The 23,541-nt window shown below is 73.3% G+C and carries 26 protein-coding genes; 8 read left to right on the top strand and 18 right to left on the bottom strand.

What is annotated here, in order from left to right; translation table 11 throughout:
• Positions 1–70: 70 nt before the first annotated feature.
• The 6 genes from CFP66_RS27065 to rsfS form a co-directional block, all read right to left on the bottom strand.
• Complete coding sequence (locus CFP66_RS27065) at positions 71–2,446, bottom strand: ComEC/Rec2 family competence protein (RefSeq protein ID WP_094928007.1); 2,376 nt, start codon at positions 2,444–2,446, stop codon at positions 71–73.
• Positions 2,446–3,528, bottom strand: a complete 1,083-nt coding sequence (locus CFP66_RS27060; RefSeq protein WP_369805171.1) for a helix-hairpin-helix domain-containing protein — start codon at positions 3,526–3,528, stop codon at positions 2,446–2,448. The genes CFP66_RS27065 and CFP66_RS27060 overlap by 1 nt, the downstream gene beginning before the upstream one ends.
• Before the next feature lie 108 nt (positions 3,529–3,636).
• Positions 3,637–4,485 carry a DegV family protein gene (locus tag CFP66_RS27055; protein ID WP_094928006.1) on the bottom strand — a complete coding sequence of 283 codons (849 nt, stop codon included), beginning with the start codon at positions 4,483–4,485 and terminating at the stop codon, positions 3,637–3,639.
• A gap of 11 nt (positions 4,486–4,496) precedes the next feature.
• Entirely contained in the window at positions 4,497–5,231 is a 735-nt protein-coding gene (gene octT / locus CFP66_RS27050) for a diglucosylglycerate octanoyltransferase (RefSeq protein ID WP_094928005.1), read from the bottom strand.
• A complete protein-coding gene (locus CFP66_RS27045; protein WP_094928004.1) occupies positions 5,228–5,854 on the bottom strand; it encodes a histidine phosphatase family protein in 627 nt (208 codons plus the stop codon). Before CFP66_RS27045 ends, octT begins: the two co-directional genes overlap by 4 nt.
• Positions 5,851–6,249, bottom strand: a complete 399-nt coding sequence (gene rsfS / locus CFP66_RS27040) for a ribosome silencing factor (protein WP_094928003.1) — start codon at positions 6,247–6,249, stop codon at positions 5,851–5,853. The genes CFP66_RS27045 and rsfS overlap by 4 nt, the downstream gene beginning before the upstream one ends.
• Before the next feature lie 132 nt (positions 6,250–6,381).
• Here rsfS and CFP66_RS27035 point away from each other — a divergent pair, with 132 nt between their 5' ends.
• The 3 genes from CFP66_RS27035 (at position 6,382) to CFP66_RS27025 (ending at position 7,432) form a co-directional block, all read left to right on the top strand.
• Entirely contained in the window at positions 6,382–6,564 is a 183-nt protein-coding gene (locus CFP66_RS27035) for a hypothetical protein (protein WP_094928002.1), read from the top strand.
• Positions 6,565–6,596: 32 nt separating this feature from the next.
• Complete coding sequence (locus CFP66_RS27030) at positions 6,597–6,974, top strand: STAS domain-containing protein (protein ID WP_233159749.1); 378 nt, start codon at positions 6,597–6,599, stop codon at positions 6,972–6,974.
• A 71-nt stretch (positions 6,975–7,045) separates the two neighbouring features.
• A complete protein-coding gene (locus CFP66_RS27025; protein ID WP_094928001.1) occupies positions 7,046–7,432 on the top strand; it encodes an ATP-binding protein in 387 nt (128 codons plus the stop codon).
• Between the two features lie 30 nt (positions 7,433–7,462).
• On the opposite strand, the gene nadD is transcribed toward CFP66_RS27025, so the two are convergent.
• The 9 genes from nadD to CFP66_RS26980 form a co-directional block, all read right to left on the bottom strand.
• Entirely contained in the window at positions 7,463–8,056 is a 594-nt protein-coding gene (gene nadD, locus CFP66_RS27020; protein WP_094928000.1) for a nicotinate-nucleotide adenylyltransferase, read from the bottom strand.
• Positions 8,057–8,085: 29 nt separating this feature from the next.
• Positions 8,086–8,670, bottom strand: a complete 585-nt coding sequence (locus CFP66_RS27015) for a TetR/AcrR family transcriptional regulator (protein ID WP_094927999.1) — start codon at positions 8,668–8,670, stop codon at positions 8,086–8,088.
• Positions 8,671–8,814: 144 nt separating this feature from the next.
• Positions 8,815–9,174 (bottom strand): SPW repeat protein, encoded by a 360-nt coding sequence (locus CFP66_RS27010; protein WP_094927998.1) that lies wholly within the window; start codon positions 9,172–9,174, stop codon positions 8,815–8,817.
• 104 nt (positions 9,175–9,278) lie between these two features.
• On the bottom strand, positions 9,279–9,899 hold the full coding sequence (locus tag CFP66_RS27005) for an alpha-ketoglutarate-dependent dioxygenase AlkB (protein WP_094927997.1): 621 nt from the start codon (positions 9,897–9,899) through the stop codon (positions 9,279–9,281).
• Between the two features lie 48 nt (positions 9,900–9,947).
• On the bottom strand, positions 9,948–10,406 hold the full coding sequence (locus CFP66_RS27000) for a nuclear transport factor 2 family protein (protein ID WP_094927996.1): 459 nt from the start codon (positions 10,404–10,406) through the stop codon (positions 9,948–9,950).
• Positions 10,407–10,466: 60 nt separating this feature from the next.
• On the bottom strand, positions 10,467–11,036 hold the full coding sequence (locus CFP66_RS26995; protein ID WP_094927995.1) for a TetR/AcrR family transcriptional regulator: 570 nt from the start codon (positions 11,034–11,036) through the stop codon (positions 10,467–10,469).
• A 57-nt stretch (positions 11,037–11,093) separates the two neighbouring features.
• The gene (locus tag CFP66_RS26990) at positions 11,094–12,527 is read right to left on the bottom strand and encodes a VWA domain-containing protein (protein ID WP_233159748.1); all 1,434 of its coding nucleotides are present in this window, start codon (positions 12,525–12,527) and stop codon (positions 11,094–11,096) included.
• A gap of 64 nt (positions 12,528–12,591) precedes the next feature.
• Positions 12,592–13,146 carry a dihydrofolate reductase family protein gene (locus CFP66_RS26985; protein WP_094927993.1) on the bottom strand — a complete coding sequence of 185 codons (555 nt, stop codon included), beginning with the start codon at positions 13,144–13,146 and terminating at the stop codon, positions 12,592–12,594.
• 50 nt (positions 13,147–13,196) lie between these two features.
• Positions 13,197–13,898 carry a helix-turn-helix domain-containing protein gene (locus CFP66_RS26980; RefSeq protein ID WP_094927992.1) on the bottom strand — a complete coding sequence of 234 codons (702 nt, stop codon included), beginning with the start codon at positions 13,896–13,898 and terminating at the stop codon, positions 13,197–13,199.
• Between the two features lie 392 nt (positions 13,899–14,290).
• Between CFP66_RS26980 and CFP66_RS26975 the strand changes: the two genes are divergently transcribed.
• The 3 genes from CFP66_RS26975 to CFP66_RS26965 are packed head-to-tail and all read left to right on the top strand — an operon-like array spanning position 14,291 to position 17,879.
• On the top strand, positions 14,291–15,346 hold the full coding sequence (locus CFP66_RS26975) for a substrate-binding domain-containing protein (protein ID WP_143517395.1): 1,056 nt from the start codon (positions 14,291–14,293) through the stop codon (positions 15,344–15,346).
• Positions 15,343–16,887, top strand: coding sequence for a sugar ABC transporter ATP-binding protein (locus CFP66_RS26970; protein WP_094927990.1), 1,545 nt, complete (start codon positions 15,343–15,345; stop codon positions 16,885–16,887). The genes CFP66_RS26975 and CFP66_RS26970 overlap by 4 nt, the downstream gene beginning before the upstream one ends.
• Positions 16,884–17,879, top strand: a complete 996-nt coding sequence (locus CFP66_RS26965) for an ABC transporter permease (protein ID WP_094927989.1) — start codon at positions 16,884–16,886, stop codon at positions 17,877–17,879. The genes CFP66_RS26970 and CFP66_RS26965 overlap by 4 nt, the downstream gene beginning before the upstream one ends.
• Before the next feature lie 364 nt (positions 17,880–18,243).
• On the opposite strand, the gene CFP66_RS26960 is transcribed toward CFP66_RS26965, so the two are convergent.
• Together CFP66_RS26960 and CFP66_RS26955 are read right to left on the bottom strand one after the other, a co-directional pair.
• Positions 18,244–18,453 carry a hypothetical protein gene (locus tag CFP66_RS26960; RefSeq protein WP_143517394.1) on the bottom strand — a complete coding sequence of 70 codons (210 nt, stop codon included), beginning with the start codon at positions 18,451–18,453 and terminating at the stop codon, positions 18,244–18,246.
• A gap of 309 nt (positions 18,454–18,762) precedes the next feature.
• A complete protein-coding gene (locus CFP66_RS26955; RefSeq protein ID WP_094927987.1) occupies positions 18,763–19,638 on the bottom strand; it encodes a MoxR family ATPase in 876 nt (291 codons plus the stop codon).
• Between the two features lie 305 nt (positions 19,639–19,943).
• On the opposite strand from CFP66_RS26955, the gene CFP66_RS26945 reads away from it, so the two are divergent.
• Positions 19,944–22,040, top strand: a complete 2,097-nt coding sequence (locus tag CFP66_RS26945; protein WP_094927985.1) for a RecQ family ATP-dependent DNA helicase — start codon at positions 19,944–19,946, stop codon at positions 22,038–22,040.
• Positions 22,041–22,193: 153 nt separating this feature from the next.
• Here the strand turns inward: CFP66_RS26945 and CFP66_RS26940 are convergent, their stop codons facing one another.
• A complete protein-coding gene (locus tag CFP66_RS26940; RefSeq protein WP_094927984.1) occupies positions 22,194–22,880 on the bottom strand; it encodes a helix-turn-helix domain-containing protein in 687 nt (228 codons plus the stop codon).
• A 51-nt stretch (positions 22,881–22,931) separates the two neighbouring features.
• Between CFP66_RS26940 and CFP66_RS26935 the strand changes: the two genes are divergently transcribed.
• Positions 22,932–23,351, top strand: coding sequence for a DUF1761 domain-containing protein (locus tag CFP66_RS26935; RefSeq protein ID WP_094927983.1), 420 nt, complete (start codon positions 22,932–22,934; stop codon positions 23,349–23,351).
• The last annotated feature ends 190 nt before the right edge of the window (positions 23,352–23,541 follow it).

Raw genomic sequence — 23,541 nt, 5'->3', positions numbered from 1 at the left:
CGATGGCGAGGTCGCACCGCGCAGACCACTCGGCCGCGAAGGCCCTCGTTCGCGCTACTGCGCGGTGTCCTCATCGCGGAGCCGGCAGCGGTGAGCCTCGGGAGACGAGCTCGAGGCCAACTTGGCTGCCGACCACGGCGACATCGCCCGTGAGATCGGTGCGGCGGACCGCGGCGCCGGCCCGCTCCAGCCCGCCGATCAGGCCGGGGTCGGGGTGGCGGTAGGTGTTGCCGGCGCCGACGCTGACCAGCACCGCGCGCGGAGCGACCGCGTTGAGGAAGTCGATCGAGGTGTACCGGGAGCCGTGGTGCGGCATCTTGAGGACCTCGGCCCGCAGGTCGGCGCCGGAGGAGAGCAGGTCGGCCTGCGCGGCGAGCTCGACATCGCCGGTGAGCAGCACCGTGCCGGCCGCCGTGCGGGCGCGCAGCACGAGCGAGCCGTCGTTGACCGCGGTGCCGTCCTCGCCGTCGACGGATGCGGCCGGATGACGCGGGCCGAGGACGTCGAGGACGAGCCCTGGCCACTCCAGCCGCTTCCCCGCGACGAGCGCGACGACGGGAGCGCCCGCGCCCGCCGCCGCGTCCGCGATATCGCGCAGCGCCCACGCCGGCTCGCGCACCGGCCCGACCGCGACGCCGGCGACCGCCCGCCCCCGCAGCGCGCCCGCGAGCCCGCCGACGTGGTCGGCGTGCAGGTGGCTGAGCACCACCAGCGAGATCCCCTGCACCCCGAGCCGGTCGAGGCAGGCGTCCACCGGCCCGGCGTCGGGACCGGCGTCGACCAGCACGACCCAGCCCGGCCTGCCGGTGCCCAGGACCAGCGCGTCGCCCTGCCCGACGTCACAGGCCACCACCGACCACCCGACGGGCGGCCACCCCGGCGTGGCGACCCGCGTGGGCACCAGCACGAGCGCCGACCCCAGTGCCACGGCGAGCAGCAGCGCCCGCCACCGCGGGGACCGCCCGAGCGCGAGCAGCACCAGGACCAGGGCGCCCAGCAGCAGCGCGCCCACGAGCCCGCCCGGCCAGCCGAGCACCGCGCCGGGAACGGCCGCGGACCGATCGGCCAGCAGGACCAGCCAGCCGACGAACGGGCCGGCCGCCCACGCGCACGCCTGCGCCAGCGGGGCGCCGAGCGGTGAGAGCACCGCGGCCAACACTCCCAGCACCGTGGCCGGGGCCACGGCGGGCACGGCGAGCAGGTTGGCGAGCACCGCCATCGGGCTGACCTGCGCGCTCAGCCCGGCGATCAGCGGGGCGGTGGCGAGGAACGCGGCGGCCGGCACGCAGAGCGCCTCCGCAATCCATCGCGGCACCCCGCGCCCCTGCAGCGCCTCGGACCAGCCCGGTGCGAGCAGCACCAGCGCCGCCGTGGCGAGAACCGACAGCGCGAAGCCCGGGTCGACGGCCAGTGCCGGGTCGGCCGGCAGCAGCACCAGCACGGCCGCGGCGAGCGCGGGCAGCGCGGAGCGGCCACGGCCCAGGGCGAGCGCGAGCAGCACCACGGCCGCCATCGCCGCCGCCCGCACCACGCTCGGCGACGGCCGCGCGAGCACCACGAAGCCGAGCACGGCGAGCGCGCTGAGGACTGCGGCGAGGCGGGGATCGACCCGCAGCAGGCGCAGCAGCGCCAGGACCGCGCCCGCGACGATCGCCAGGTTGGCACCGGAGACGGCCAGCAGGTGGGTGAGCCCCGCAGCCCGGAAGTCGGACTCGACCTCCGGGACGAGGCCGCTGGTGTCGCCGACGGCCAGCCCGGGCAGGAGCCCGGCGGAGGCGGGCGGCAGGACCGTGGCGGCCTCGCGCAGCCCCGCCCGCAGCCCGCCCGCGGCCTCCTGCCACCACGGCGGCGCGCGGACGTCGCCCGGCGGGCCGCGCACCCGCAGCACCGCCACGGTGAGGTCACGGCGGCCCGCCGGGGCGAGCAGCCCCTCGGCCGTGGCGGCCTGCCCCGGCAGCAGCGCGGCCCACTCCTGCGCCGGAGCGATGAGCAGCACGCGCCCACCGGCCGTCCAGTGGCCGTCGCCTGCGGTGGCGCGTTCCAGCCGCGCAGGCACCAGCACGAGGCTCGCCTCACCGGGCCGGGACCCGTAGCCCGTGCTCCGGATCGGACGGGGGTCGTCGGTGACCACCACCCGCAGCTCCGCTGCCCCACCGCGCTGCGCGGGCTCACGCAGCGGGTGCCGCTCGACCAGCAGGACCTGCGCGGTGACCGCCAGCGCGGCCGCCGCCGCGCACCCGGCTGCGGCCAGGACCGCAGCCGACCACACCGCTCCGCGGCGCCGCAGCGCACCCACGACGAGCAGCACCGACGCGACCAGCACGACCACGCCGGCGACCGGCCCCACCCCGATGCCGAGCAGCATGACCGCCCACACCGCGAGCGCGGCCGGCACCAGGCGCAGGTCGGGCGGGCGCCGGGGTGGGTCCGGCACCGGAGCGCGCATCAGACCTTCACCAGCTCCCGCAGCTGCGCGAACCGGCGCTCCCCGATGCCGTCGACCTCCCGCAGTTGCTCGACCCGGGCGAAGCGCCCGTTGCTCGCGCGCCACTCGAGGATCCGCTGGGCGGTGACCGGACCGACTCCGGGCAGCGCGTCGAGCTGGTCCTCGGTGGCGGTGTTGAGGTCGACCGGCGCGGCAGGCGCGCCTGGCGCCGTGCCCGCCGGTGCGCCGCTTGCCGGCCCCGCCGGGGCGGCGTCGGGCGCGGCGGGCACCCCTACCGCCACCTGCTCCCCGTCCACGACCCGCCGGGCCAGGTTGACCTCGGCGAGGTCCGTGCCGGGAAGGGCCCCGCCTGCCGCCTCCAGGACGTCGGCCACCCTGGCGCCGTCGGGAACCTCCACCAGCCCGGGCCGATGCACCTTGCCGGACACGGCCACGACCAGGGGCGCCGCGGGCGGCTGCGGGACCCCTGCCGTCGGTGGGGACATGGGTGCGGCCCCCGGCTGCGCCGCGGCGGACGGCGCCTGCTCGGCGGCCATGCTGACCGCGGGCAGATCGGCCACCGGTTCGGCGCGCGGCCGCTCGGACCAGACCCCGACCGCAGCCAGGACGGCGGCCGCGGCGGCCACGAGGGCGAGCGCGGTGGCACCGGGCCGCCCCGGGTCGAGGCGAGCACCGCGCCACGCGGCCGGCGCGAGCCTGCGCAGCACGCCGGCGACGCGCCCGGACCCGCCGGGACGATCCAGCTCCGCCGGTGGCACACCGAGGAGGTCGGGCCCACGCAGAGGTGGTGCCGGCATCTCCGGGGCACCGCTGCGTCCGGCAAGCAGGTCCTCCCCCTCCTGCGCGGCCTGCCGGGCTGCCCGGCGCGACCCGGCGGCGAGTGCAGCACCGTGCCGAGCGGCCAGGAGCGGCAGGGGAACCGTCGGCGGGTCGGCCCACCCCGCGCGACCACCCGCCGTGCGGCCATCCGGCCGCGGCGGCACAGGAGCCTCCCCGTGCTCGCGCGTCGACCCGGCGTCCGGCTCGGCCCCGGTGGCAAGCACCGAGGTCAGCCGCCCGGCGAGGGGGTGAGGTCGTGTCACGCGGACGACGCTAGGACCGTGGGAGGTGGGTGCGGGGGCGTCGCCGAGAACTGTGGATGGCCCGAGCACGAGGGGGACAACTCGGCGGAACGCGCAGCGGACTGGGGGTCAGCCCTCCGGCACCACGACCACCCCGAGCAGTCCGGGCCCCACGTGGGCGCCGATCACCGCCCCGACCTCCGACACGAGCAGCCGTGCCACCCGCGGCACGCGCTCCTTCAGCCGGACCGCGAGCTCGTCGGCACGAGCGGCGGCGTCGAGGTGGTGCACCGCGAGGTCGACGGGACCGTCCCCGGCGGCGCGCACCGCCAGCTCCACGAGCCGCTGCGCCGCCCGGGCCGAGGTGCGGACCTTCTCCAGCGGCACGATGCGGCCCTGCGTCACGTGCAGCAGCGGCTTCACGGCCAGCGCCGTGCCCACGAGCGCGGCCGCGGCGCCGATGCGCCCGCCACGTCGCAGCCGGTCGAGGGTGTCGACGGAGAAGAACAGCCGGCAGCGCGCGGCGACGCTCTCGGCGGCCGCCGCCACGTCAGCGCCGTCCGCTCCCGCCTGCGCCGCGTCCGCCGCGGCGAGGACCGCGAACCCGAGGCCCATGCAGGTGGCCCGCGAGTCGACGACGCGCACGCGTTCGGGTGCGACCTCGTCGGCCGCCAGCCGCGCCGCGTCCCACGTGCCCGACAGCTCCCGCGACAGGTGCACCGAGACCACCTCGTCGGCGCCGCCGTCCAACGCGGCCTGGAAGGACGCGGCGAACTCCGCCGGCGTCGGCCGGGAGGTCTGCACCTCGAGGTGCCGGTCGGTCAACGCCACCGACAGCGCGGCGGCGTCGATGTCGACGCCCTCCCTGCCGACCCGCTCCCCCAGCCGGACCTCGAGCGCCACCACCCGGATCCCCCGCTGCTGCGCCATACCCTCCGGCAGGTAGGCGGTGGAGTCGGTGACGACGGCGACGGGCACGGCGCCGGAGCCTAGTGGCCCCTCGCCCGCAGCAGGGCTGCGCATTCGGCGCCGACCGCGGCGTGGGCCTCCCACCCCCAGTGCATCCCGTCCGGGTTGCCGTGCCCGCCGAGCACGTGCGCACCGACGAGCGCGGGCAGGTCGAGCAGGGCCACGCCGGCCGCCCGGGCCCAGGCGCGGGTCGCGCGCTCGGCGGCGGCCCGACCGACGTGGACCGAGGCGTAGCAGGCAGCCCGGTGCGGGGGCGGCACCACCGCCACGACGGGCAGTCCCGGACGGACCGCGTGCACGGCGGCGCGGCACCGCTCCAGGTACCGCACGCTCAGCCGCGGCGGCAGCGCGACCGGTCCGCCGCGGGGCAGCGTGGCCGCGAACGCCCGTGCCAACGGCGGTTGCGCGCGCAGGTACGCGTGGCGCGCCATCCGGCGCAGCGGTTCGGGACGCAGGGTCGGGATGAGCTCCCGCAGCGCGGTGGGCAGCGGCGAGGGCAGGCTGTCCATGCCGCCGACGCCGAGCACGAGCGCCTCGACGGAGGGCAGGACCGCCCACACCCGCGGGTCGGAGGTCAGGGCGTGCCAGGCGTGCCGAGCCGTCCAGCCCGTGCCGGCGGCGATCTCGGCGCGCCCGCCGAGCGCCGCGGCGGCGACGTTGGGCCACAGCCGCGGCTCGTCGGCAGGCTCCGGGCGCTGCGGGCCGTGGAAGGCCAGCGAATCACCGAGCACCAGCAGGATGGGGCGGTCGGTCACTCCCCCACGCCGACGTTGTACCCGGCGAGCCGCCAGCGCGGGTGGTCCTCACGGCGGGCCAAGGCGGCCCACCGGCAGTTGCCCAGACCGCCGATGGCGGGCCAGCTGGACACGGGGAGCGCAAGCAGACCGCAGACCAGGCCGGCGATCAGGCCGCCGTGGGCCACCAGCACGATGGTGGTCTCCGCGTCGGCGCCGTCGTACTCCTCGTCCAGCTCCTCGACCACGGGCAACGAGCGGCGCACCACGTCGACCCGCGACTCGCCGGCCGGTGGCGTCCAGGCCGCGTCGGACCGCCAGGCGGCGATCGCTCCCGGCCACTCCTGCTCGATCTCGGCGACGGTGCGTCCCTGCCACTCGCCGAGGTGGGTCTCGCGCAGCCGCGGATCGAGCTTGACCGGACGGCCGCACGCCGCGGCCACCACATCGGCGGTGTCGACGGCGCGACGGAGGTCCGAGCTGATCAGCCGGTCCGGGGCGAGCCGTGCGACCTCGGGGGCCACCGCGGTCGCCTGCTCCACGCCCGTGGCGGTGAGCAGCGAGTCGAGGTGCCCCTGCATGCGGCCCGCAGCGTTGTAGTCGGTCTGCCCGTGGCGCAGCAACACCAGCCTGCGCAAGCTCACCCGGTCGGCCCGGCGGTGTCAGCGGGCACGTCCACGACCGCTTCCGGGAACTCCACGCGCGGGCAGTCCTTCCACAACCGGTCGAGCCCGTAGAACCCGCGCTCCTCGGTGTGCTGGACGTGCACCACGACGTCGACGAAGTCCAGCAGCACCCAGCGACCCTCCCGGGCCCCTTCGCGGCGGGTGGGCTTCGCCCCGTGCCGGCGCAGCATCTCCTCGACCTCGTCGACGATGGCCTGCACCTGCCGCTCGTTGGGTGCGGACGCGATCACGAAGCAGTCGGTGATCACCAGTTGGTCGGACACGTCGAGCACGACGATGTCCTGCGCCTTCTTCTCGGCCGCGGCCGCCACTGCCACCCGGGCCAGGTCGAGCGCCTCATCGGTCGCCGTCACCGTTCCCCTTCCCGGTGGGCATGGCCCACCTGCTCCCCCACAGTGTCCCAGCTCTCGAACGAGTGGGTTTATCGGGCGGCCCGCAGCGGGAAACAGCTGTGCGGCGGGGCGTCCGGAAGGCTGCGAGGGCCGATGATCACGAGCGGGAACGTCGAGAACGACGACGTCGCGCAGGCCGCTGCCCGCGACGTGGCACGACTGCTGGACCGACGCGGTCTGCGGGACGTCGTCGAGCTGGCCCGGCGGGTGCTGGGGGAGTCGCTGCGGGAGTCCGTGCGCGCGCCGCTCCCCGACCGGGGGCCCGCGTCCGGGTGAGCCCTCGGGGGGCGTCTGTACGCTGCGCCAGCATGAACGGTCCACTCGGCGGGGTGCCGCCGGCCGAGCAACTGATGACTATCGAACGTGACGACCGGGACGGGTGCCTCATCCTGGCCGTGCGCGGCGAGGTGGACCTGAGCACGGGAGGGCGGCTGATGGAGGCCGGGAGCGCAGCGTTGCGCGAAGCCGCGGGAGCACCGGTGGTCCTCGATCTCACCGGTGTCGACTTCCTGTCGTCCTCCGGGCTCGGGCTGCTGGTCGCACTGCACGACGACGGCCGGGAGCTCGGTGCTCCGCTGCGCGTCGTCGTCGATCCCACGCGTCCGGTGATCCGACCGATCCGCACGATGGGCCTGGACGAGGTGCTCTCGCTGTACGGCACCGTCGACGAGGCCGTCGCGGCCTGAACGGCGAGCCGCTGGTGGGAGGAACCGCGCAGGATCCGTCGGGCGTCGGCCCCCCGGAGGACGTCATTTCCATGGTCCTCATGGCCGACCCGGTGTCGCTCTCGGTGGTCCGCGAGCGTTTCCACCGGTGGCTGCGCGCTCTGCGCTGGCCGGTCCGGGAGATCGACGACGTCGTCATGGCCGTGAACGAGGCCGTGACGAGCGCCGTCGAGCAGACGCACCCCTCCGCGATCGGCGCGGAGGTGCGGGTGGCGGCGCGGCAGTACGCGGAGCCCGACGGGGGCAGGCGCGTCCTCGTGGCGGTGGCGGGCGGTGAGCTCTGGTCACCCGAGCCGGACGGCTTCGAGGGCCCCGGCCTGCTGATGATCCACGCCTGTATGGACTCGATCGAGGTGTCGCGGGAGGTCGACGGCACCACGATGCTGCTCACCAGTGTGAAGGTGCCGCCGCTGCGCTGAGCCGCAGGCGGACCGGCCCGTCCCCGGAGGTCAGCACTCCTCATCGCGGTAGAGACGGCGCTTGGAGATGTACTGCACCACCCCGTCGGGCACCAGGTACCAGACCGGGCGTCCCTGCTCGACGCGGCGACGGCAGTCGGTGGACGAGATCGCCATCGCCGGGACCTCGACGAGGCTGACCGCGCCGTCGGGCAGGTGGTCGTCGTCGAGGGTGTAGCCGGGGCGGGTGACACCGACGAAGTGCGCCAGCTCGAACAGCTCGTCCAGCTTCTGCCAGGTGAGGATCTGCCCGAGCGCATCCGCGCCGGTGATGAAGTACAGCCGGGCGTCGGGGTGCTCGGCGTGCAGGTCGGTGAGCGTGTCGGCGGTGTAGGTCGGGCCGGGGCGCTCGATGTCCACGCGGCTCACCGAGAACCTCGGGTTGGACGCCGTGGCGACCACCGTCATCAGGTACCGGTCCTCGGGCTTGCTCACCACGCGTTCGGACTTCTGCCACGGCTGGCCCGTGGGCACGAAGATCACCTCGTCGAGCCCGAACCCGTCGGCCACCTCGCTGGCGGCGACCAGGTGGCCGTGGTGGATCGGGTCGAACGTCCCGCCCATGACCCCGATCTTGCGCTGCATCTGACGAAGCCTAGACGGCGCCTCCCAGGTCAGGCCCCTGCGCCTGCGGCCAGGGCGTCGGCGAGGAAGCGCAGTTCGCGGTGCATGGCCTCCTGCCCGTCGTCGGCGTGGCGGGCCACGGAGTGCCGGTAGCTGACGGCTGAGGCGAGCAGTTGTGCGGCGCAGTCGACGTCGGCGTCCGGGCAGCCGTCCGGGCGTGCCGCCGCGACGACCGTGCGGATCTGCCCGACCATCCGGTCGAAGCGCGCCTGCAGCGCGTCGAGCACGGCCGGGTGCGTGTCGGCCTCACGCCACAGCAGGTGGGACAGCACGGCCGACGTGTCGAGCGCCCGGTCGAACGCGTCGACGAGCCGGTGCAGGCTGGCGGCGACGTCGCCGCGGACGACCACGCGGTCCGGGTCGAGCCGGTCCTCGGGCAGCCGCTCGACGAGAGCGGCGAGCAGGTCGGGCTTGCGCTTGAAGTAGTAGTGGACGAGCCCCTTGGGCACCGCGGCCCGTTCGGCGATGCGTGAGGTGGGTGTGGCGTCGAAACCGGACGCGGCGAAGAGTTCCTCGGCCGCGGCGAGGATCCGCTCCCGCGCGCCCGGTTCCTCCGGTGCCGTCGTCTCCGTCATGCGTTCCTCCCGCCCATCGGCCACCCGACCGGTTCGGTGCCGTGCGACCTATCCTGGACGCGCGCGACGGCCGCGGCCACTGCGGCCGCGGCCGTTCTGCGTGTCCGGGTCCTGCATGCCCCGGTCGTGTGTTCTGCGTACCGGTCAGTGCTGGCCGACCAACCCCCGGTGCTCCGCGTTGGCGGACGGCAGGGCCGCGAGGCCCACCGCGACCGTCAGCACACCCGCGACCCAGGACGTCCAGGACGCGCCGCCGAGATCGGCGTAGCTGAACACCCAGGGCGAGATGAACAACAGGACGCCGAGCACCGCGTGGACGTACTCGCTGGCCACCGAGCCCGGTTGCGCGAGCGACCACAGCGCCGTAGCCGCGATCAGCACGCCGAACACGATCAACGACCACAGCGCGGCGGTGTCGGTGGACACCACGATCGGCGACAACGCGGTCAGCACGCCGATCACCAGTGCCGCCCAGTCCTGCCACCGCTGCCATGTCCTGGTCATTTGCGATCACCCTTCCCTCATGAGGAGATGACCCCATATTGCTCTTGACTGGCCGCCCGGTCAAGGTTCTTGAGACCTCTCCGATGAGATCTGCGGAACACCTCCTAGCGCGGGTACGCGTGGCGGAACTGGATGCTGATCCGCGGCGGCGCCGCCCGCGTCTTGGGCACCGCGTGCTGCCACGTGCGCTGACAGGAACCGCCCATGACCAGCAGATCTCCCGGACCCGGGAGATACCCGAGCGAGAGGCCGCCGCCCGTGGGGCGCAGCCGGAACGGGCGCGCGGCCCCGAGCGAGACCAGCGCGACGACGGCCTCCGGCAGCTCGCGCGCCACGCGGTCGCCGTGCCAGGCGACGCTGTCGGCGCCGTCGCGGTAGAGGTTGACACCGACCTGCGTGAACGCCACGCCGTAGCGCTCGCTCAGCACGCCGGCCATCTCGCGCAGCTCACCGGGCGGCGCCGGCCCGTCGTCGAGCCGCCAGCGATGGGTGAGCCGTGGCTCGGGGACCACCCGCTCGTACATCCGCACCTCACGGCCGCTCCACGGCGTCTCCTCCAGCAGCCGGGCGAAGAGCGTGTCGGCCCCGCGGCACCAGCCGGGCGCGTGGTCGACCCACGCCCCCTCCGCCAGCTCGCGCCGGCGCAGCTCGCCGAACCCGCGGTCCAGCTCGAGGGCGGGCGCGTCGAGCAACGAGGGCTGCCAGGCGAGATCCGGAGCGGCCATGCCGGCCACGCTACCGTGATTCGAACAGAAGTTCGATGTCGATCAGGGCTACCGGAGCGGGATCTCCACGTCGCGCTCACCCTCGGGCCGCGGACCGAAGATCCGCCGCTCCGACTCGTCGATGGCGATGTCGTCGATGCTGGCCTCCCGGCGGACCATCAGGCCGTGCTCGTCGAACTCCCAGTTCTCGTTGCCGTAGCTGCGGTACCAGGCACCGGTCGCGTCGCGGCACTCGTACTGGAACCGGACCGCGATGCGATTGCCGGCGAAAGCCCACAACGACTTGCGGAGCGCGTAGTCCAGCTCCCGCTCCCACTTCTCGGTCAGGAACCGGACGATCTCCGCGCGGCCACGCACGAAGCGGTCCCGGTTGCGCCACTGCGAGTCCTCGCTGTAGGCGAGCGCCACCCGCTCCGGGTCGCGCGTGTTCCAGGCGTCCTCGGCGGCCTGCACCTTCTGCCGCGCGGTCTCGCGCGTGAACGGGGGCAGCGGCGGACGTGCGGCCATCAGGGCTCCTCAAGGTGAGAACGGTCGTTCTCCCGAGCCTAGATAACGACCGTTCTCCGATCAACGCCCACGGGCTGCGTGCAACAGTGCCGCCGCCGCGGTGCGCGCCTGCGCCGCCGGGGCGTCCGTGCCGAGGATGCCTGCGGTGACGATCGCCCCCTCGGCGAGCAGCACGAGCTGAGGGCCGAGCCCGACCGGCAGCCCCGCGTCGGCGACGAGGCGGGCGACGTGGTCGGCGAAAGCGCGCTTGTGGGTCCGAGCCTGTCGCGCCACCACTGCGGACACCGCCCCGAGCTCGCCGAACCCGTTGACCCACGCGCAGCCGCGGAACCCCTGCTCGCGGAACCACGCACCGAGCCAGTCGAACACCGCGAGGATCCGCTCGTCCGGATCCGCCACCTCCTCGGTGGCGGCCGCGAGGCGCGCCCGCCACCGGACGTCCCTGCGCTGCAGGTAGGCCTCTACCAGCGACTCCTTCGCCGGGTAGAGCGCGTAGACCCGCTTGAGGGACAGCCCGGCGCCGGTGCGGATCTCGTCCATACCCACCGCCTGGATGCCGCGCGCGTAGAACAGCTCCTCCGCGGCGTCGAGCAGGCGGGTGCGGGCGGACTCGATGTCAACGGGCGCCATGGCGGGATCCCTCGTCGGCGGGAACGGTCGTTCTCCACGCTAGCCCCGGGCGCGCCGTCACACCGGGAGCAGGCCCTCCACCACGTCGGCGAGCTGCGCCGCGGTGCGGCACTCGTGCATCGGCAGGACGTCGGCGTAGCGCAGGGCCGCGGAATCGCCGCTGCCCCACTGCCGGCGCGGCTCGGGGTTGAGCCAGTGGGCGTGCCGCGCCTGGCCGACGAGCCGCTTGAGCACCGTGAGGTTCGGGTCGCGGTAGTTGGTACGGGCGTCGCCCAGCACCAGCAACGAGGTCTTCGGGCCGACGGCGTCGCCCCAGTGCTCGGCGAAGCTGCCGAACGAGCCCCCGTAGTCGCTGTGCCCGTCGAACGCGACGACGTCGGCCTCGCGCAGCACCCGCTGCATCACGCCGGACAGCTCCGCGCCGGGGTCGAACAGGTGGGTGACCTCGTCGGCGCGCTCCACGAACGCGAACACCCGCACCTTGCTGAACTGTTCGCGCAGCGCCTGCACCAGCAGCAGCGTGAAGTGGCTGAACCCCGCGACCGAGCCGGAGACGTCGCAGAGCACCACCAGCTCCGGACGGCCGGGACGGCGGGCGCGGAACGCGGGCCGCATCGGCACCCCGCCGGTGGACATCGAGCGGCGCAGGGTGCGACGCATGTCCAGCTCGCCGCGCTTGGCGTGGCGGCGGCGCACCGCGAGCCGCGACGCCAGCCGCCGCGCCAGCGGGTGCACGGTGCGGCGCAGCCGGGTCAACTGCTCGGCGTGCGCGGAGAGGAACTCGACCTGCTCGGTCTGCGTCGGTACCGCCGAGCGCGCCACCTGCTCGCGCCCGCGGACCTCCGCGGACCGCCGCCGCACCTCGTCGGTGACCATCTTGCGGAACGCCGCGATCCGGTCGCGGATCTCCCGGCGGCGCACCTCGTCGGCGAACTCGGAGTCGTCATCGGCGCCGTCCCGCAGGTCGGCGAGGATCTGCGCCAGCAGCGTCTCCGGCGAGAGCACCCGCAACGCCTGGTACGCCGACCAGCCCGGCTGGGTGCCCGCACCACGCACGCCGGTCCCCGCCGCGCCGGAGCGGCCGAGCGCGTCCACGGCCGCGCGGGCCAGCTCGGCGAGCGCCCCGGTGTCGCCGTCGCGGAGCAGGTCGGCGAGGACGACGCGCAGGGCGTCGACGTCCACCGGGCCGCCGTCGGCGTCCTCGACGCGCGGGACGTCGACCTCGCCCACCCCCGCACCCAGCGCCGCCGGGAAGTACAGGTCGAACAGGGTGTCGAAGACCTCGCGCTGCCCGGAGCGGCGCAGCAGCGACGCCGCCAGCCCTTCGCGGACGTGCTCGCGGTGGACCATGTCGAGGACGGCGAGCACGCGCGCGGCGTCGACCGTCTCCCCCGGCCCGACCGACACGCCGTGCCGGCGCAGCGCGGCCACGAAGTCGACCAGGTGCCCGGGCAGGCCGTGCCCCGCGCTCCGCACCGTCGTGACGTCCACCGGCCCATCATGCACCGCGGCAGCCTTCCCGCCGAGGGTTCCGCCGCGGCGGCTCAGGCGGACGTCAACGTGCCGGCCGGTAGGTCGCTATCACCACCCCGCTGGAGGTCGGCTTCGCGTTCACCAGCTCGAGCTTCGTCAGCGCGGCGTCGTCGGCGAACAGCTTCTTGCGGCCCTCGCCAGCGATCACCGGGTGGATCAGCAGCACCAGCTCGTCGAGCAGGTCCTGCTCCAGCAGGGACCGGAGCAGGCCCGGGCTGCCGGCCACTGTGATGTCCTTGCCCTCCCCCGCCTTGAGCTCCCGCACCGCGTCGGCCAGGTCGCCCTTGAGCAGGGTGGTGTTCTGCCACTCGTCGACGCCGGCCAGCGTGGTCGAGGCGACGTACTTGGGGGCGTTGTTGATCCAGCTCGCGAACCCGGCGTCCTCGCCCTCGTCGACGTTCGGCCAGTAGCCGGCCCACTCCGTGTAGGTCACCCGGCCCAGAAGCACCGTGTCGGCCGCCGCCAGTGCCCGCTCCATCTCGGCGCCCATCTCGGCGTCGAAGTCGAACTGCCACTGGTCCGGCGACTCCACCACACCGTCGAGCGAGATGAACGGGCTCGAGACCACCCTGCGCATGCGTTTCCCCTCCGTCGATGGAACGCCGGAAGGCTATGGGCCAGGCGAGATCATGTCTTGTACAGGAGCGACAGCGGCTCGCCCGGCACCGGAGCGCGCAGCTGACCGGCCGTCCGTCCGACGTAGCGGGACAACGACCGGGCCAGGTGCGGGTGGTCGAAGTACCCGAGCCGGTGCACGACCTCGGGCGTCGGCACGCCCTCCTGGACGAGCACCGCCGCCCGCCGGGCCCGGTCGATCTGCCGGACGGCGCCCCGGGTGAGGCCCGTCGAGGCGAGGAAGTGCCGTTGGACGGTCCGCTCGGACGCGTCCGGCGTCCGGCCGTCGAGCACCGCGGCGACGACGGGGTCGCGGACCAGCACGCCCTCGCCGACCAGCCGCCCCACGAACGCCTCGGCGTTGTCGTATTCCGGGAGGTGCCACGCGGAGCCGTGCAGCCAGAAGGAACGGGCGAGTGCGGCGGGAACGTCGGCACCGCGACCGACGAGCCGGGCGGCCGGGAGGTGCGGCATCGACGTGCCGAGCGCGAAGCTGATCCCGAAGAACACGGCCTCCTCGGGGACGGGCGCCGGGTTCGCCCGCGCCTCCGGCCCCTGCACGCCCACCTGCACCCGACCGCGCTGCTCCCACACGACCAGGTCCCAGTGCGCGGTGGCGACCGACGTCATGCGGGCCACGCCGGTGCTGCGGCTGCGCCACACCCGCTCGACGTAGGGCGAGTCGGACGGCCTGCTCTCGATCTCCAGCCCCATGCCCGGTCCTCCCCGGTCGCTCCGGTCCGCCAGGCGGTGAACGATCCGAGCAGTACACCAGAGCGGTCCCCGCCACCATCATGTGCTGCTCACGCCGACCAAGACGGTTTGATCGGCCGGAGAAGTACGTCGGCGCGGCTGCCGGGACAGCCATGTGCGGCTCGATCGTCTCCACTGTGGCCGCGTCGGGGATTGCGAGGCGCACGCCGCTCATCTATGTTAGCGCTACCGGTAGCGCTAACACATCGATACGCAGGCACTTCGGCGAATCGACACCACCGGCGGGGCCGATGGCCCCTCCCCGTGAGCCGGCCGTTCGGAACCGCCCGCAGGAGTCGGCCCGTCCGACCGCTCACACACCGTCGTGAGAGGGAGAGAGTCCTGTGTGGGCGATGAGATCGACAGTCCGTGCCGTGGTGCTCGCTGCAGCGGTCGCACTCGCCGCCGCGGGATGCAGCACCAGCGACGCCGAACGCGCCGATGGAACCGGTGGCCCCTCCCTCGGAGTGGTCCAGGGCGACTCCGGGAACTCGGTCGGGCACCGGTCGGCCGCGGACGTGAATCTCCCCGGCACGCGCATAGCGTTGATCGCCTTCGCCAACAATCCGTTCTGGGACACGGTCATCCAGGGGGCGGAGGCCGCGAACCACGAGCTCTCCGCACACGGGGCGAGCGTCGACTACATCACCGCGGGGTCGGCGATGGACGTGCCGACCGTCGAGAACGCGCTCAACTCGGCCGTCAGCCAGGGGTATGACGCGATCGGTGTCGTCTCCCTCGCCGACGGCGCCTGCCCCGCCATCAGCCGGGCAGCCGCCGCGGTCCCCGTCGCGACGTTCATCGCCGAGGGGAACTGCGCACAACAAGCGGGTGCGGCGTTCTTCCGCGGCCAGCCGGCGATCGACGCAGGGGCCAAGGCCGCCACGGCCATGGCACAAGCCACCCTGTGCACCGGCAGCATCGGCATCATCACGGGGTCGTTCTCGGTACAGCAGCACGAGCAGCGACGCCAGGGTTTCGTCGATGCGTATGCCCAGGAGTGCCCCGGTTCACCGATCGTAGGCACCGTCGAGAACGGCGACGACGCAGGCCAGGCGCTCAGCCAGGCCAACGACCTGATGACCGCCAACCCGGATCTCCGTGGCATCTACGTGACGGCGGGCGGACCGTTCGGCGCAGGCCAGGCCGTTCAACAGCGGGGCCGGACTGGAAAGGTCGCCGTCGTCGCCTACGACTTCGTCCCGCAGAACGTCGACCTCATCCGCTCCGGCGTGATGCAGGCGGCGGTCGGCCAGGACCCCTACGGTTCCAGCTACGACACGGCCATCGACCTGTTCAACATGCTCGCCGGCCAGCCGAAGCCCGAGAAGTACTTCCAGCCGGTCGACGTCGCCGTGATGACCACGGAGAACGTCGACGAGGTGCTCCGGTCCCAGGGGACGGAGTGACTCAGCCGATCCTCGCCGTGCGCTCTCTGCGCAAGTCGTTCGGTGGGGTCGCGGCTCTGCGCGGGGTCGATCTCGCGCTCCGCCCCGGGGAGGTTCACGCCCTCCTCGGGGAGAACGGCGCGGGGAAGTCGACACTGGTGGCGGCGTGCTCGGGGGCCGTCGCCCCCGACCACGGGGAGATCCTCCTCGACGGCGTGCCGGCGCGCTTCGCCGGTCCGCACGAGGCCTCCCGGTCCGGCATCGCCGTGGTCCACCAGGAACCGGCGCTCGCGCCGAACCTGACCGTGTTGGAGAACCTGCTCCTCCCCGAGCTGGCACACGCCGGATGGCACCGCTCGTGGCGACCTCGCCGGCGACGGGCGGAGATGGCCGGATCGCTGCGCGAGGTCGGTCTCGACCTCGATCTCGACGCCAAGGTCGCCGACCTCTCGGTGTCGTCACGACAGATGGTCGAGATCGCGAAAGCCCTGACCCTCGAGCCTCGTGTGCTGTTCCTCGACGAGCCGAACTCGGCGTTGTCACCCGCGGAGACCACCCGGCTGTTCGACGTCGTGCGCAGGCTGTGCTCCTCGAGTGCCGCGGTCGTACTCATCAGCCACCGGATCAGCGAGGTGTTCTCGATCGCGGACCGCGCGACGATCCTGCGGAACGGCAGCAGCGTGTGGGCGGGCCCGATCGCGGACACGAACCCGGCGCAGGTGATCGCCACGATCTCCGAAGGCCACCAGTCGGTGACCGACCGGCCGAGGTCGGCCTCTCTCGGGCGCGCAAGAACGGTCACGGACGCGACCCCTGCCGCCCAGCGATCCGACGGGTCCGACCAGCCTGCGGGCGAGCCCCTCCTCGAGTGCCGGGGTCTCGCCCGGAGCGGCGAGTTCGAGGACGTCTCGCTCACCGTCCGGGCCGGCGAGATCGTCGGCGTGTCCGGGCTGGTCGGCGCGGGCCGAACGGAACTCGCCCGCTGCCTGTTCGGGCTCAACCGGCCGGACCGCGGCACGATCCGGAGACGGGGGGAACCGGTGCGTTGGAGCGGTCCTCGCGACGCGATCGCGAACGGAATAGCGCTCGTACCCGAGGACCGTGCCGAGCAGGGCGTGTTCCCCGGAATGAGTGTGCGGTGGAACATGCGCGCCGCGGCGGCGGGCCTGCGCAGCAACGGGAGCGCGCCACCCACTCCGGAGGATCTCAGCGATCGGCTCGGCATCAAGGCCGCGTCGCTCGGCGACCCCATTTCCAGCCTGTCCGGCGGCAATCAACAGAAGGCCGTGATCGGGCGCTGGCTGATGACCCGACCCGAGGTGCTCATCCTCGACGAGCCGACCCGTGGAATCGACGTCGGGGCGAAGGACCAGATCTACGGCATCGTCCGGGATCTCGCCGCCCAGGGCATGGGCGTGCTGCTGATCTCCAGCGAGGTCGAGGAGATCGGAGAGCTCGCGACCAGGGTCGTCGTGATGCGGCGGGGCCGGATCGCGGCGGAGATCCCGGAATCCACCGATGTCAGATCGATCATGGCCGCGTCGTTCGGGGAGACAGCATGAGCACCAGGACCGATGTCGCCGCACATGAAGCGGTGGCTGCACCGACCGCCGACACCTGGCTGCGGCGTTCGGCGCGGAAACCCGAGGTCGGGGTGGCGCTGGTCATCCTCGTGCTCGCCATCTGCATCGCGATCGGGAACCCCAACTTCGCTACCGGCACCAACCTGTTCAACCTCCTCCGCGCCATCGCGATCACCGGGATCGTCGCGGTCGGGATGACGTTCGTCCTGATCGCGGGCGAGCTCGACCTGTCGGTCGGGTCCGTCGTCGCGCTGTCCGGGGTCACCGCGTTCACCGTGGCGGCCGAGACCTCATCCGTGCTCGCCATCCCCGTGGGCCTGCTCGTCGGTGGCGTGGTCGGCCTCGTGTCCGGTCTTGTCGTCACGCGGATCCGGGTCAACTCCTTCATCGTCACGCTCGGCATGTTGTCGGTTGCTCGCGGGCTCAGCCTCCTCATCACCGGCGGCCTCCCTGTGAACGGCCCTCCCGCATTGCAGGCGCTCGGCCAGGGCGCCGTCGGCCCCGTCCCGGTGCAGGTGATCGTCCTGCTCGTGATCGCGGTCCTCGGACAGCTGGTTCTGACCCGCACGGTGTTCGGGAACCAGGTCCAGGCGGTCGGCGACAACCGGGACGCCGCCCGGCTGTCCGGCATACCGGTCGCCCGGATCAAGGTGACCTGTCTGGTCCTGGTCGGCGTACTCGCCGGGCTCGCCGGCCTGATCCGCGGCGCGCAGCTCGGCGTGGCCGAACCGAACGCCGCGGTCGGGCTCGAACTCCAGGTCATCGCCGCTGTGATCATCGGCGGGACGAGCCTGTCGGGCGGTCGCGGCAGCGTCACCGGGGCCCTGCTCGGCGCCGTACTACTAGGGCTGATCCAGAACGCCTTCGTCCTGCTGCACCTGTCGAACTACCTGCAGGTACTCAGCACCGGACTGATCATCGTTCTCGCAGCGGCGTTCGACCGGCTCCGGGTGCGCCGGTCACGGCTCTGAGCCGCCCATCCGGCGAGCACCGCGGCGACGACGCGGTCGGCCGATCGGGGATCGATTCCAGCCGTACGTCAGAGCGGTTCCTGTCACCGTCACGTACTGCTCGCGGCGATCAAGGAGGGTCGATCGGTCCGAGAAGTACGTCAGCGCCATGCGCGGTTCAGATGGATCAAGAGCGCGCACCGGCGCGCGGAGAAGGGCGAGGCCGATGGGCAGCCTCTAGCGCGGTGGCCACGACGTTCACCGGGTCATGCAGCGACTGGTCCGGTAGCGCGCCCGACCCGACCCCCGCGCCGAGGGCAACCCGGTTGGCACAACTACCGAATATCGTGACTCTCAGGCGGCCGTCCCCGACCTGGGCAGGTCGTCAGCCGAGCCGCTTCTGCGCCACACAGGGCATGCCCTCCGGGTACTGGCCCCTCGTGTCCCACCACTCCTCGATGTTCGCGCGCACGATGAGGGCGGCGTGATCGAGCGGCATCCGCGTCAGGTCGCCTTCGACCGAGGGGAAGGCGAGTTCCCATCGCCGCGAACGCTCTTCCGCGCCGCCTGCCTCCAGATCGACGACGAGGTGCACTCCGTCGTCGCGGAGGTCGTTGACCACGATGACCGGCCGGGACGGACCCGGATCACCCAGGGGTCGCTGGACCGCCGCGCGGAGCTCATCAAACGTCCAACCCACCGGTCGGCCTCCCCTCGATGCCGCCGATCGCCTGCAGGACGAGGCCCGCGGTGATCGATCTGAGCAGTACGGCAGATCGGCTCCTCCCACCATCATGTACTGCTCGCGGCGATCAAGGCGGCTTGATCAGTCCGAGAAGCGCGCCAATGCGGCCGCCGGGTCGGCCCAGCGCGGCTCAGATGGATCACAGGGCCGTGCCGGCGGCTAGTTCAGCCGCAGCTCCGCGACCGCCTTCACCGCGTCGGACTGGTGCTTGAGCACCACGCCGAGGGTGGCGCGCACCGTGTCGTCGTCGAGGGTGTCCATGCCCAGGGCGAGCAGGGTGCGGCCCCAGTCGATCGTCTCGGCCACGGACGGGGCCTTGCGCAGCTCCAGCCCGCGCAGCACGCGGACCGTGCGCACCAGCGCGTCCACCAGGGCCTCGGGCAGCTCGGGCACCCTGCTCAGCACGATGCGCCGCTCCAGGTCGGCGTCGGGGAAGTCGAGGTGCAGGAACAGGCAACGGCGCTTGAGCGCCTCGGACAGCTCGCGCGTCGAGTTCGAGGTCAGCAGCGCGAACGGGCGGCGCGTCGCGGTGATCGTGCCCATCTCCGGGACCGTCACCTGGTAGTCCGAGAGCACCTCCAGCAGCAGGCCCTCGACCTCCACGTCGGCCTTGTCCATCTCGTCGACGAGCAGCACCGTGGGCTCGGGGCGGCGGATGGCCGTGAGCAGCGGGCGGGGCAGCAGGAACTCCTCGGAGAACACGTCGTCGCGCGTGTCGTCCCAGGACTCGCGCCCCTGCCCGGCCGTGATGCGCAGCAGCTGCTTGGCGTGGTTCCACTCGTAGAGGGCGCGTGCCTCGTCGATGCCTTCGTAGCACTGCAACCGCACGAGGCCGGCACCGGTGGAGGCGGCCACGGCCTTGGCGAGCTCGGTCTTGCCGACCCCGGCCGGACCCTCGACCAGCAGCGGCTTGCCGAGCCGGTCGGCGAGGTAGACGGTGGTGGCCACGCCTGTCGAGGCGAGGTAGCCGACACCGGCGAGGCGCTCGGCGACGTCGTCGACCGAACCGAACAGCGGTTCCTGGGGCGCGTCCACCCGGCCATCCTGCCTCGTGGGCCGGTGATCCGCCCAGGGCCGGGGCGGGTCAGGCGGTGCGGCGCCGCCCGCTCCACTCCCCGATGCCCAGGAAGAACGCCCACTCCAGGTGCTCGGCGCACGCCGCCACCGTTCCGGGGCCCTTGTCCGCAGCGACCACGACGACGGCCTCCCTCGTGCACCGGGTGCATCGTCTGATCACGAAGGGCCAGTTCCGGGAGGCGCTGCTCATACGTCGGAGTTCCCCGTCCGGGTGGCTCCACACCCCCTTCGGAACTGTCGGCGGTCTCGTCCACCATGGGGGCGTGACCACAGCTACCGGACCCGATCTCCGCGAGCGCGCCGAGGCCGTGCTGGCCACCCTCGCCGGCCCGGGGGCGCGGCTGCGCGAGGACCAGTGGGCCGCGGTGCAGGCGCTGGTCGAGCAGCGGCGGCGCGCGCTGGTCGTGCAACGCACCGGGTGGGGCAAGTCCGCGGTGTACTTCGTGGCCACGGCGTTGCTGCGCGAGGCGGGCGCGGGCCCCACCGTGATCGTCTCGCCGCTGCTCGCGCTGATGCGCAACCAGATCGACGCCGCCGAGCGCGCCGGCATCCGCGCCGCCACGGTCAACTCGGCCAACACCGGCGACTGGGAGCGCACCTACGCGGCGGTCGACGCGGGCGAGGTCGACGTGCTGCTGGTGAGCCCGGAGCGGCTCAACAACCCCGATTTCCGCGATCGCGTGCTGCCCCGGCTCACCGCGAGCGCCGGGATGCTGGTGGTCGACGAAGCGCACTGCGTGTCCGACTGGGGTCACGACTTCCGGCCCGACTACCGGCGCCTGCGCGCGCTCATCGCCGAGCTGCCGGCGGGCATCCCGGTGCTGGCCACCACGGCCACCGCCAACGACCGCGTGGTCGTCGACGTCACCGAGCAGCTCGGGCTGGGCCGCCACGACGCCGGCGACACGCTCGTGCTGCGCGGCTCGCTCGATCGGGAGAGCCTGCGCCTGTCCGCCGTGCAGCTGGCCACGCCCGCGCAGCGACTCGGCTGGCTCGCCGAGCACCTCGACGCGCTGCCCGGTGCCGGCATCGTCTACACGCTCACGATCGCCGCGGCCGAGGAGGTCGCCGAGTTCCTGCGCGAGCGCGGCCACCCCGTCGCCTCCTACACGGGCAAGACCGACCCCGCGGAGCGCCTCGCCGCCGAGGGCGACCTGCTGGCCAACCGCGTCAAGGCGCTGGTGGCCACCAGCGCGCTCGGGATGGGCTTCGACAAGCCCGACCTGGGCTTCGTCGTGCACCTCGGGGCGCCGGCGTCGCCGGTGGCCTACTACCAGCAGATCGGGCGCGCCGGCCGTGCCGTGGAGCGCGCCGAGGTGGTGCTGCTGCCCGGCCGGGAGGACCGCGACATCTGGGCCTACTTCGCCTCGCTCGCGTTCCCGCCCGAGCCGCTCGTGCGCCAGACCCTCGCCGTGCTCGGGGAGGAGACGCTCTCCACGGCCGCCATCGAGACGCGCGTGGACCTGTCCCGCACCCGGCTGGAGATGCTGCTCAAGGTGCTCGACAGCGACGGCGCCGCGCGGCGCGTCAAGGGCGGGTGGGTCGGCACCGGGCAGGAATGGGTCTACGACCGCGAGCGCCACCAGCGCATCTCCGAGGCCCGCCGCGTCGAGCAGCAGGCCATGCTCGACTACATCGACACCACCGAGTGCCGCATGCAGTTCCTGCGCCGCCAGCTCGACGACCCGGCGCCGGAGCGGTGCGGCCGGTGCGACACGTGCACCACCCCGGCGTGGAGCACCGACGTCGACGCCGGCACGGCCGCCGCGGCACAGGAGCGCATCACACGCCCCGGCATCGAGGTCGCGCCCCGCAAGCAGTGGCCCAGCGGGATGGCCGAGCTGGACGTCCCGGTGTCCGGGCGGATCCCGGCGGGCGAGCTGGCCGCCCCGGGCCGGGTGATCGGGCGGCTGTCCGACATCGGGTGGGGCACCCGGCTGCGCGAGCTCGTCGAGGGCGAGGACGCGCCCGTCCCGAAGGACGTCCTCGACGCGTGCGTGCGGGTGCTCGCCGGCTGGGGCTGGGAGGAGCGCCCTGTCGGGGTCGTCGGCATCGGCTCCCGTACCCGCCCGCACCAGCTCGACCACCTCGCACGCCGGATCGCCGACGTGGGCCGGCTCCCCCTGCTGGGCGTGCTCCCCCCCGTCGGCGAGCGCCCCGCTGAGCACGCGAACAGCGCCCAGCGCCTCGCCGCGGTCTGGTCGGCGTTCGAACCGCCGGCGTTCGACGTCCCGGCCGGCCCGGTGCTCCTGGTGGACGACGTCATCGACACGGGCTGGACGGCCACGGTCGCCGCCCGCCTGCTGCGGCGCGCGGGCGCCACGGCCGTGCTGCCGTTCGCACTGTCGCAGAAGGGCTGAGCAGCTCGCCGATCTGGCGCTGCGGCAGGTCTCGGGCCTCGATCGACGGGGATTGCTGCTGCGGTGCCAGGTTCGCGGGCGGCTGTCTGGCGCTCTCGCCGACGGAGTCGGACAATGCGCGACGCGTGCGGCGGCCGACCGTCCGCGTGGCTGTCAGTCGCCGGTCATCGGCGGAAACGGAGGGGCCGAGCTTGCCCCGCCGGCGGCGAACACGGCCCGAAGGACGTCTGGGTCGCCCCGGAACTCGCCCACGGCCAGTGCCTGCTCGATGCTGATTCCTCCGGCGGCAAGCGCGACGATGACGTCCGGCGCGGCGGCGAGGACCGTCTCTGGCTCGTCGTCGGGGCGGACGAACGCGCTGGGGCCGTCCTCGTCGATCCTCAGGACCATGAGGAAGCCGTCGACCTCGATCCCGATCTCCACGGGACTCGAGAGCGCCGCGCCGGCGAGCAGGGCGGGCAATGCGAGGGTCAGCCAGCGTGGCTGGAACGCGTCGTCGCCGCGCCCTGGCGCCAGCAGCGGCGCTCCCCACCGACCGAGCGCTTCCATCGGCTCCCGCAGTCCGATGCCCCAGGGCGTCAGGGCGTAGGCAACGCCCGACTCCTCCAGCCGGCGCTCGACCACCCCGTTCGCCTCCATGGTCCGCAGCCGTTCGGCCAGGAGGTTCGTCGCGATGCCCTTGAGCGAGACCTTCAGCTCGGTGTAGCGCATCGGACCGGGAAGGAGCTCGCGCACGATGAGCAGAGTCCAGCGCTCACCCACGATGTCCAGGGACCGCGCGAGAGCGCAGAACTGCCCGTAGGTGCGGGACCTCTTCGGCTGCTGGTTGACTTTCTCCATCACGGTTGATGATATCAACTGCGCAGGCTGTCGCCGAGAAGAGAGGCTTCCGTGGACGTGAGCATCGGTTGGCCGGCTGTCGTGGCCGCGATCGTGGTCGGTATGGCGACAGCTTGGGTCTGGTACAGCGACTGGGGTCTCGCCGGCGGTGTCTGGCGGAAGCTGACCGGGGTGACCGAAGAGGACTCGATCAGAGCCGGCAAGGGTCCGTTCGCGGTCCTGGTGGTGTCGATCATCGTCACCGCGCTGGCCCTCGCCGCCGCCTGCTCCGTCGTATCCGTGTTCTTCGGCAGTGATTCGGTCTGGCCGGCACTGGCCGTCGGCTTCACTGCATGGCTCGGCTTCTCGGTCTCGACCCTGGCTCAGCACAACGGCTTCGAGCAGAAGCCCGGTCAGCTCACCGTGATCAACAGTGCGTATCAGTTCGTGCTGTTCCTCGGCATGGCCCTCGTCATCGGCCTGCTCCAGTAGCAGGAGGGCCGGCGCTCGCGGACGGCGTGAGCGCTCCGCGCCCGCGAGTCGCGCCCTCACCTCCGCGAGTCGCGCCCCCCCTGCCCGATGCTCCTATGGAAGTCAACCCGTGATCTGAAGATCTTGGTGGCTGTGGGTTAGGGCGGTGTAGACCTCGCGGGCGACGTAGCGTTTGAGGCATCGGATGATC

The organism is Pseudonocardia sp. MH-G8 (assembly GCF_002262885.1).
Classification (GTDB): domain Bacteria; phylum Actinomycetota; class Actinomycetes; order Mycobacteriales; family Pseudonocardiaceae; genus Pseudonocardia.
Note: the sequence above shows the minus strand (reverse complement) of the source record. Positions and strands in the feature narration are given on the sequence as shown.